We start from the raw sequence: 8,667 nt of genomic DNA, 5'->3' as shown, positions 1-8,667 counted from the left end.
CCGGCTTGCCGGCGATCACCGGCGCAGCCGGTGCCAGCCACCGCGCCGCCTGCTTCGCGGGTAAACCCGCTCCCACAGGATTGCGTGAAGCCAGACGTGGCGCTGCACCTGTAGGAGCCGGCTTGCCGGCGATCACCGGCGCAGCCGGTGCCATCTACCGCGTCGCCTGCTTCGCGGGTAAACCCGCTCCCACAGGATTGCGTGAAGCCAGACGTGGCGCTGTACCTGTAGGAGCGGCTTTAGCCGCGAACACCGGCGTAGCCGGTGCCATGCGCCGCATACCAGCAGGCAGCATCTTCTACATGGACATGCTTCTGCTTCCCCGGCGTGAACGGCGTATCCAGCGTGCCCAGCGCGATCGATACCCACCCACTGAACTCCCCCTCTGACCGCGACCAGAACAGTGACGAGCCACAGCGCGAACAGAACTGTCGCAAAACCGTTGCAGAGGAGGGGTAAGCGGCGAGCTCCTGGGCCCCCTGCACCAGTCGCAATGCCTCGCGAGGTACACTCCCGTAAGAGGCAAAAGCTGCACCATGCGCCTTGCGGCACTGGCTGCAGTGGCAGTGGGTCACGGCTTTGGGGGCGGTCAGCAGCTCATACTGGATGGCGCTGCACAGGCAACTGCCTCGATAGAAATCGGTCATGGCCGGTCGTTCATCCTTGAAGGCAGGCAGCGACGTCGAGCCGGCCCGCGGGGTTCACAGCGACTGTTCATAGGCAGTCCGCATGCTGTGCCAGGTGTGTTCATCGGCCGGGATCAGGTGCTCGATGCGCAGCGACGCCACGCTGATGTCCATCGGCATGCCGAAGGTGGTGAAGGTGGACAGGAACCGTAACTCACCCGCGCCAACCTGCACGCGGGTCAGCACCACCGGGGACAACGTGGCCTCCAGCGCCCGTGCAGGCGGGGCAGGCACACCTTGCAGGCGTTCGGCCAGTTCAGGGTTGCCCAAGGCTTCCCGGGCTGCCCGTTGCCAGGCGATGGCACGTATTTCATCGGCATTGACCAGGTGATCCCCCAGCCCGCCCGGGCGCAGCAGCGTGTCCAGCAGGTTCAGGCCTGTCTCGTTGCCCGGCGCCACACCGGCCATGGCGAATAACAGCCCGGCGCTGGCATTGGCGGCAGTGATGTCCCAGTTGCTGGCGATGACGATGGCCGGCGCCGGGTTGTTGGCCTGCAGGATGTGCTGCAGCGCGTCGTTAACCATCTGCAATGCCGGCGCGTCGGGCGCTGCGGCGCCGTAGCGCGGGGCAAAGCCTGCGGCGAGGAACACCGCGTTGCATTGTTCCAGCGGCACGTTCAGGGCACTGAGCAGCGCGTGCAAGGTGCCGGGGCTGGCCTTGGCGCGGCCGGTTTCCACGCAGCTGAGGTGGCGTTGCGAGATGCCGGCGAGCAGCGCCAGGTCCAGCTGGCTGAGCCCGGCCTGGCGGCGCAGGCGGCGCAGGTGGTCGCCTGCCTCGGTGGCGGGCGGGTGCGTGGGGTGGAAGGGGAGAGGGCTCATGCTTCGACTCTGGCTGTCCTTGGGTGAAGCGTCCATGACCTGTGAGGTCATTGAGGCGGGGCAGACTCTATCACTAGTGTGTGGGGAGGTTGAGCAAGGAGACCAGCATGAAGGATGCAGAAAACAGTAGCGGCCTCGTGGGCGCGGGCTTGCCCCGCGATGCCAGCGGCGGCGTGGTGGATGGCACCGGCTTTGCCGGTTCGCGGGGCAAGCCCGCTCCCACGCCATACCCGGCAGGACGTTGGGTGGCGTTGGCGGTGTTGTTTGGGTTCGCGCTGTATACCGGCTTGACCATGCTCAACGCGCAGCAGTCTTTGATGGCCTTTGGGCTGGAACTGATGAGTCGCCCGGACACGGCGCAGGTAGTGATCGACCTGTACCTGATGGCAGGGCTGGGGTGCATCTGGATGGTCAACGACCACCGTGCGCGGGGCGGGCGCTGGGTTGGCGTGCTGCCTTACCTGCTGCTGACGGCGGTGTTCGTTTCGGTCGGGCCGCTTTTGTACATCGTGGTCAGGGGCTTTTCCCGGCGGCAAGCATGAGCAGCGCCATGGCGATATACGCCTGTTGCGTGGTGGTGCTGTTCTTCAAGATGCTGGCGGTCTCTTGCTACCAGGGTTACTACCGCCTGCGCTATCTGGCGTTCATCAATGCAGAGGACGCCGCAGTGTTCGGGCGCGTGGCGCAGCCAGCCGAGCGGCCGGAGGTGGCGCGGGCCATGCAGGCCTGGCGCAATGACCTGGAGAGCATCCCGATGTTCATCGCGCTGGGTGGGTTGGCGGTAGTGCTTGAAGCGTACGCCGCTGTCAGCGTCTGGCTGAGCCTTGTCTTCACCCTGGCGAGGGTGTTGCACACGGTGACTTATCTGGCTGGCAAGCAGCCTTGGCGAACGCTGAGTTATGCGGTGGGTACGCTGTGCCTGATCGTGTTGGCTGGGCTGGTGATCAGCCGGGTGGTGGTTGGGTGGCCAACATAGGAGCGTGGTGGTGGCCATGTGGGCGCATCGTTCTTGTGCTGCCTGAACTGGCCTCATCGCCGGCAAGCCGGCTCCTACAGGTACAGCGCAGGCCTGAAGGTTATGCGTCCCCTGTAGGAGCGGCTTTAGCCGCGAACACCGGCGCAGCCGGTGCCAGCCATCGCGCCACCCGCTCCCACAGGATCGCGTGAAGACAGACTTGACGCTATACCTGTAGGAGCCGGCTTGCTGGCGATCACTGGCGCAGCCGGTGCCAGCCAAGCGTCGAGTCGGATCGTCAGAACTGCTGGGCAACCCAGCATTCATCCCCCAAATGCAGGTACCTGCCGCCCAGCCGCCAAATATCGAAGTACGGGGTAAAGTCCACATCCAGGTCCATGATCGGCATCGCGATGTACCACGCCAGTCCATAGTCCGCTGCCAGCCCATACCAGGCCTCCAGCAAGGCATGGTCGGCACTGGTGTGGAAGTCGATGGCATCACGGGCAGCGTCACCCAAGGCCTCATTCGCCCAACTGCCAGGGATATCGAAATTGGAAATGGCATCCAGGTCCGCTTTGGGCTTGTAGATCACTCGTGCATTGCGAGTCAAAGCCATCAGTTCTTCATCGCCAGTACGCTCGAAAAACGCCGCCTGCACATCCAGCCAGCGCCGGGTGGCTTCTATCAGTTGTACCGCAGTACCGCGCTGGGTGGGCAGCAGGTACGCGCTGCGAATGCTGCCCGCCGCGAGCACTTGCAGCGTGCGCCGGGTCAGTTCGTCAGCGTGTGCGAACCCTTCGAAAATAGCGGCCACCTCATGGGGCAGACTGTGCTCCTTGAACAGCGCGATGAACCGGCCTTTGTCGATATCGGCCCGGCCTTCGACCAGGGCGTGCCAATCATCCAGCAGGGAGGTTTCCATTCGACTTCCTTGTTCACGGGGTGGGGGGAGTTTGCACCCAGTTCGGGCCAGTGCGCCAGGGCGATTAAGCGGGCTTGAGAGGGGACGCACCACCGCGATCATGGGCACGGTCCGTGGCATGCGCCACGACCGCCAAAGCTATTCCCCAGGCACTCCCAGCACGCCAACAATGCACATACGCCCCGGCAGGAAGCCGCTCGAAACCCATTGGAAGGCTCAAGCGGGTTTTACCTGTATTCGTGCGAAATGTGATGGCTACGCAATGTCGAGCGGCTTACAAACGCTCAGGCAGGGTATTGGTAGCATCCAGTTTGGGTTCGTTGTCGAGAAGCTTGGTGCGCCAGGCCGGTAGCTCGGCGGCGTCTACATCCAGGCGCTGGAGCCACTGGTCTGCCGACCAGCCGACCAGGCGCAGTTCGCCGTCATGGGAGCCGCCGTGCAGTGAGCCGACGGTCGTGTAGCGGATACTTTTGAGCACATGGTTCAACAGGACATAGGCTGCCGGCTTGGGATCATCGCCATCTCCCCCGGACGGGTAAGCCCCAGCTTGAATCACCACGCCGGCACCGTAGTCGTAGAAGGCGAAATGGCTGGGCGGTAGTTGTGCACGCAAAGCCTCGATACCACCCACCCTATCAAGGCGCGCCTGGTCGAGGACGGTCAGCCAGCTGACTGTCTTGATTCCAGTTGGTTTGAACTCGGGTCGATTGGCCAGCAGTCCTGCTGTTCCTGCATCCAAGCCTGGCATTCGTGCTGCCATAAATGCTTCTGTGGGCTCGTTGTTACTCCGCCGGGTCGGCGACAGGTTGCAGGCGTGCCCGGCATAACCTTGCATTGCGGCCAATCGGCGTGCGAAATCGAGGAGCAGGTGCAGGAATTTCAGCGGATTTTGCTCCTGATACAGCAGCGGTACGGAGAATTCCAGCACACTCAGATCGCGGCCAATCCTGGATTCCCATGCAGATTGACCAGAAATATCGAAGCGCCAACCTGATGCATCAATCGATTGCTTACCACTGCCGTAATAAAAGCTCAGAGGGTAATCTTCATCCATGCCAGCCAACATTTCGCGTAATGGCCTGGCATCACCATACGCAGTCAGCGGCTTACCCTCGGGCGGCTCCTCGCGCCAGAGCCATGTGAGGTGCGGTTCAGCACAGTGCCTGAACTCGTCAAAACACTGGGACAGCGCCTCGCGCACCAGAGGCGTGTGAGCCTCTTTGAAATAGAGCGTACCGCGCAGGCAGAGTGCGGCTCCGATGTAGTCTTCGGGGCCGCCTTTAATCAGCAGGCTACCGGGCATCTCCAGCAGGTGAGGAGATTTGGCCAGTTCTGCGGCCAGATTGAACTCAGGTTGCATGGGAGTTTCTCCGGATCAGTAGGCGGGAATCATCGGGCGCGGGGCGCGGCCACGCCTGAGGACATACATCACACCACTGGCAATGGCGGCCGCCCAGCCCAGCTGTTCGACGGGCAGCCCAACGTGGCCGCCGGCTGGCCGTTGATGAAAACGGTCGCCGCCACACCGGAGACAATCGGGCTGCCGCAGGCGGACAGGTCGTTTTTCCGGGCGGCGGGCAATCCGTCGAAGATCACGTCGGGTGAACCACTGACGAGAGGGTTGGTACCGTGGCCTGGTATGGGGCAGGCCGTAGGGTCGCTGACGCGGGCAGCGGGTTTTCCACTCATATGCGAGTCCTTGCATTAGTGAGATCAGCTTGTGAAGCGATAGATCGGCAGTGCGGCCTCAGTCATGACGGAGTGGCGGGTACGCTTGGTTGAAGCAGATATTGGGAGGGCGAACCTAACAGAGATGGGTTGCGCAACTTTTTGCGCACTTCGTCTGTAGACGGCATGGGTAGCGAGCCTTACCAGACTGTAACGTTATATTTCATTGTATGGGGTGCTACCCGGAGATGCTGAACCTGCCTCATCGCCGGCTCCTCGGTTCAGGGTTGCGCTGTAGCCGGGCTTTGGAGAAAGCACATACCTGCTTGCCCGGTGGCAACCACCCAGCTTTACATCCAATTATTCCAGACCAATAATTATTGGCATCCAATAATTCAGGCTAAACCCATGGCTGACATCTTCCTGCGCCCCGAACTGGCTGCCGACATGGCCAGGCAGCTGCTCGAGCCCTCTGCGCTGGACATCGGCCTGCGCTCCGGGCTGTTCCTGTCCGGGTTGCGCCGCACAGGCAAGACCACTTTTCTCAAGAACGACCTCATTCCCGCGCTGGAAGCCAAGGGGGCGTTGGTGATCTATGTCGACCTGTGGAGCGACACCCAAACCAGCCCGGTGAGGCTGGTGCACGGCGCGGTGCGCAAAGCCCTGCACGACTTGCAGGCCCCAGCCTCGGCGTTCATGCGCCGGCTCAAGGCCCTGCGCGGCGCTGGGGTAGAGCTGGCAGGTTTCAAGCTGAGCTTCAACCTGGACACGCTGGGCGAGACGGGTGGCGTGACGCTGGCCGAGGCCCTTGCCGAGGTAGTGGACCAGGCCAAGGCGACGGTGGTGCTGATCGTCGATGAGGTGCAGCACGCAATCACCACCGAGGACGGCCAGCAGATGATGCTGGCGCTGAAGGCGGCGCGCGATGCCATCAACCCACGGCCTGCGACGCCTGGGCATTTTCTTTTTATCGGTACCGGTTCGCATCGCGCGATGGTCAATGAGCTGACGGCGCGGCGTAACCAGGCGTTCGCCGGCGCCACCAATGTGCCGTACCCCTTGCTGGGCAGCGACTATGTCGCGTTCTGGCTGGCACGGCTTGCCGCGGACGGCCAGGAGAACCTGCCTGCACTGGAGGTGGCGACCGAGGCTTTCAAGACCCTGGGCAGCAGGCCGGAGGAGTTTATTCGTGCCCTGCGCCAGCTGATTCATTCACCGAGCCTGGCCAGCGGTGCCGACGTGGTGCTGCCGGTGATTGCAGCGACCCTGCGTTCGGCGGCGGCGGACCTCGAATTGATGAAGGTCGAGGAGCTGGGTGTGCTGGCCCAGGCCATCTTCGCGCGCATTGCCTCGGTGGATGGCGAGACGCGCGGCGTGTTCTCCAGTGAGGCGGCGGGGGAGTACTCGAAGTTCGTCGGGCGCGAAGTGCGGGTGGAGGAGATCCAGCCGGTGGCCAACGACCTGCTTGCCGCCAACCTGATCATTCGCCGGGGGCACGGGTTGTATGGCGTGACCGACCCGTTCGTGCAAGAGATCTGGCGCGAGCGCCAGGCGCTGCTGGGCGGGCGCTGAGGTGCGGGCTGGGGCGGCTTATGGCACCCAGCCGCCACCTCTGGCGACAAGCCACAAACCACCGAGGCGGGAAGCCCGACCGATGAACACCTACCGGCTGATCACATTGGCATTGCTGGCGCTGTCGACAGCCCTTGTACTGCCTTTCGCAGCCATGGACCTTTACACCCTGACGGTGCACAAGCTCGACAATTATTTCTTGTACATGCTCGTCACGCCGGCAGCGGTGTTGTCGTTCTTTGTGGTTCAGGCCGGGGTTGTGGTCGGGTTTCTCAAAGGCTGGAGAAACCATGTTGGAAGGGCAGGCATGTGGCTGATCGCTGTTTGGGCGGCATCCATGGGCTTTCTGCTTTTCAGATTCCTGCATTCCTGAAACAGCACACCAGCATGGTGATGCGCCGCTTTGGGCGAGCGCTCACTCGTACCCCATTTTCAATTCCTGGGCTTGGTCAGCCAGCTCGTCTAATGCAGCGCGGCTGATCTTGTCGCGCTTGTGCTTGTAGGCCATGAAGTCTTCAATTCGGATCGGCCTGAGGCTGCCGGGTTTGAACTGGGGAATCTCCCCTTTTTCCAGTAACTGCTCCATGTACTCGAGCGAGACATTGAGCAAATCCGCTGCTTCCTGGATGGTCAGTTCGGTTTGGGTCACGACTATTCTCCTTGGTGCTGGCGGGTCACGGCCTCTTGGTGGCAGTGGAGAAGGGCTGCCCAGATTCACCGAACCCGGGCAGCCCCAACCTCAGTGCTTCATCCCCAACTCGGCATCATCCATCAACGCCTTGGCCAACGCGCTGAGGTAATGCGCTGCCCAAACCAGCTGCGCATTACCATCCAGCACCCCGACCAGGGTCATGTCGCGAACACACCCCATCAACTCCGAGGCCTGCTCGCGCGCGTGCTGGCAAGGAATGCCCGGCTCGATGCAGAACAGCGGTTCGGTATGTCCTGCGCTTTGATAGAAACGGGTTTTGCCGACAGTGGTTTTCGGCGTGGTGTCGTCTGTGGTCATTGTTCAATCTCCCTGAAATATTCAGCGCCTGTCGCGTGTGAGTTGAATCTGCGGCGGGCACCACTGCCCCTTGTTGGGGGCAACTGTCTTGTGCTGCCTGAACCGGCCTCATCGCCGGCAAGCCGGCTCCTACAGGTACAGCGCTTGAGTCTGGCCTCGCGCAATCCTGTGGGAGCGGGCTTGCCCGCGAATCAGGCAACGCGGTGGTCCGGCATCCCGGCAAGCCCGCTCCCACAGGGTTATGCGTATCGTTGTAGGAGCCGGCTTGCCGGCGATAGGGCCAGCCCAGGCAACCATTACCTGGCGGCCTAGTGCAGCACCTGAGGCCTGACCTGTGGCTGCATCTGTACCTGAATCAACGCCGATTCAAGCAACACCCGCAGCGCCTCCAGCTCATGCATCGCCGCCATGATCAGCAGCGAAACCGGCGACCTGGGGTGCAGCAAGGCAGCCTGCTGCGCTACGGTCTGTGCGCAAAGGGCGTACTCCGTTGCCTGGATAAGGGTGTCTTCGAGGGAGTGGGGGTTGTGCGGTGGGTCTGGAACGATCTTTAACATGACTACGTCCTTTCAACGGTGCGACCACCTGCCTGCTGTCAAACAGAAGGGTGGCAGCTGTACGTGGGTTGACAGACCGGCGGACATAGCAAGTTCCGGCGCACGCAAGCGTGCCCGCACGTACAGCCGCCATAAAGACGAGCTGATATCTATGTACCGTCGCGACCTGTCAAAGTCGATCGCTGAAAACAGCGACTGGCTGAGACTAGGGGCGTGCCGAAGCGGTCGCAACGGAAAAAAGGCGGTAGGAGGATATTTGGGAAATGGACTACAAGGAAGGGCTTAAATCTGATTTCTAGCTGGGTTGTAAAGCTGATTGGTGAGGTCTGGTTCGATGGGGCTGCTGCGCAGCCCATCGCGACACAAGGCCGCTCCTACAGGTACGGCGCTTGGTTCGGGCTTCGCGCGATCCTGTAGGAGCCGGCTTGCCGGCGATCACCGGCACAGCCGGTGCCAGCATTCGCCTGTGCCGGCCC

The 8,667-nt window shown here is 62.3% G+C and carries 11 protein-coding genes and 1 pseudogene; 4 read left to right on the top strand and 8 right to left on the bottom strand.

The window, feature by feature from the left end; genetic code table 11:
• Positions 1 to 239: 239 nt before the first annotated feature.
• Both ACI2KK_RS28420 and ACI2KK_RS28415 read right to left on the bottom strand, forming a co-directional pair.
• Positions 240 to 647: a GFA family protein gene (locus tag ACI2KK_RS28420; protein WP_404671567.1), complete on the bottom strand. Its 408-nt coding sequence runs from the start codon at positions 645 to 647 to the stop codon at positions 240 to 242.
• Positions 648 to 701: 54 nt separating this feature from the next.
• Positions 702 to 1,505, bottom strand: a complete 804-nt coding sequence (locus ACI2KK_RS28415) for a helix-turn-helix domain-containing protein (protein ID WP_404671566.1) — start codon at positions 1,503 to 1,505, stop codon at positions 702 to 704.
• Positions 1,506 to 1,750: 245 nt separating this feature from the next.
• On the opposite strand from ACI2KK_RS28415, the gene ACI2KK_RS28410 reads away from it, so the two are divergent.
• Entirely contained in the window at positions 1,751 to 2,047 is a 297-nt protein-coding gene (locus tag ACI2KK_RS28410; RefSeq protein ID WP_404671578.1) for a DUF2834 domain-containing protein, read from the top strand.
• Complete coding sequence (locus ACI2KK_RS28405; RefSeq protein ID WP_404671565.1) at positions 2,044 to 2,481, top strand: MAPEG family protein; 438 nt, start codon at positions 2,044 to 2,046, stop codon at positions 2,479 to 2,481. The genes ACI2KK_RS28410 and ACI2KK_RS28405 overlap by 4 nt, the downstream gene beginning before the upstream one ends.
• A 277-nt stretch (positions 2,482 to 2,758) precedes the next feature.
• Here ACI2KK_RS28405 and ACI2KK_RS28400 read toward each other — a convergent pair whose 3' ends face one another.
• From ACI2KK_RS28400 to ACI2KK_RS28390, 3 genes and pseudogenes are all read right to left on the bottom strand, one after another.
• Positions 2,759 to 3,385, bottom strand: a complete 627-nt coding sequence (locus tag ACI2KK_RS28400; protein ID WP_404671564.1) for a hypothetical protein — start codon at positions 3,383 to 3,385, stop codon at positions 2,759 to 2,761.
• A 274-nt stretch (positions 3,386 to 3,659) separates the two neighbouring features.
• Complete coding sequence (locus tag ACI2KK_RS28395; protein WP_404671563.1) at positions 3,660 to 4,745, bottom strand: DUF3396 domain-containing protein; 1,086 nt, start codon at positions 4,743 to 4,745, stop codon at positions 3,660 to 3,662.
• A 119-nt stretch (positions 4,746 to 4,864) separates the two neighbouring features.
• Positions 4,865 to 5,074, bottom strand: a pseudogene (locus ACI2KK_RS28390) (PAAR domain-containing protein); the annotation flags it as partial.
• Positions 5,075 to 5,461: 387 nt separating this feature from the next.
• Between ACI2KK_RS28390 and ACI2KK_RS28385 the strand changes: the two are divergent.
• Together ACI2KK_RS28385 and ACI2KK_RS28380 are read left to right on the top strand one after the other, a co-directional pair.
• A complete protein-coding gene (locus ACI2KK_RS28385; RefSeq protein WP_404671562.1) occupies positions 5,462 to 6,625 on the top strand; it encodes an AAA family ATPase in 1,164 nt (387 codons plus the stop codon).
• 82 nt (positions 6,626 to 6,707) lie between these two features.
• Positions 6,708 to 6,998: a hypothetical protein gene (locus ACI2KK_RS28380; RefSeq protein WP_404671561.1), complete on the top strand. Its 291-nt coding sequence runs from the start codon at positions 6,708 to 6,710 to the stop codon at positions 6,996 to 6,998.
• Between the two features lie 42 nt (positions 6,999 to 7,040).
• Here the strand turns inward: ACI2KK_RS28380 and ACI2KK_RS28375 are convergent, their stop codons facing one another.
• The 3 genes from ACI2KK_RS28375 to ACI2KK_RS28365 form a co-directional block, all read right to left on the bottom strand.
• Positions 7,041 to 7,274 carry an excisionase family DNA-binding protein gene (locus ACI2KK_RS28375; protein ID WP_404671560.1) on the bottom strand — a complete coding sequence of 78 codons (234 nt, stop codon included), beginning with the start codon at positions 7,272 to 7,274 and terminating at the stop codon, positions 7,041 to 7,043.
• A gap of 90 nt (positions 7,275 to 7,364) precedes the next feature.
• Entirely contained in the window at positions 7,365 to 7,634 is a 270-nt protein-coding gene (locus tag ACI2KK_RS28370) for a DUF3077 domain-containing protein (protein ID WP_217839428.1), read from the bottom strand.
• 308 nt (positions 7,635 to 7,942) lie between these two features.
• Complete coding sequence (locus ACI2KK_RS28365; RefSeq protein ID WP_404671559.1) at positions 7,943 to 8,191, bottom strand: hypothetical protein; 249 nt, start codon at positions 8,189 to 8,191, stop codon at positions 7,943 to 7,945.
• Positions 8,192 to 8,667: the final 476 nt, after the last annotated feature.

Origin of the sequence: Pseudomonas sp. NPDC089406 (assembly GCF_044900265.1) — a bacterium.
Lineage (GTDB): Bacteria > Pseudomonadota > Gammaproteobacteria > Pseudomonadales > Pseudomonadaceae > Aquipseudomonas > Aquipseudomonas fakonensis.
This window is presented reverse-complemented; position numbering and strand designations above follow the sequence as displayed.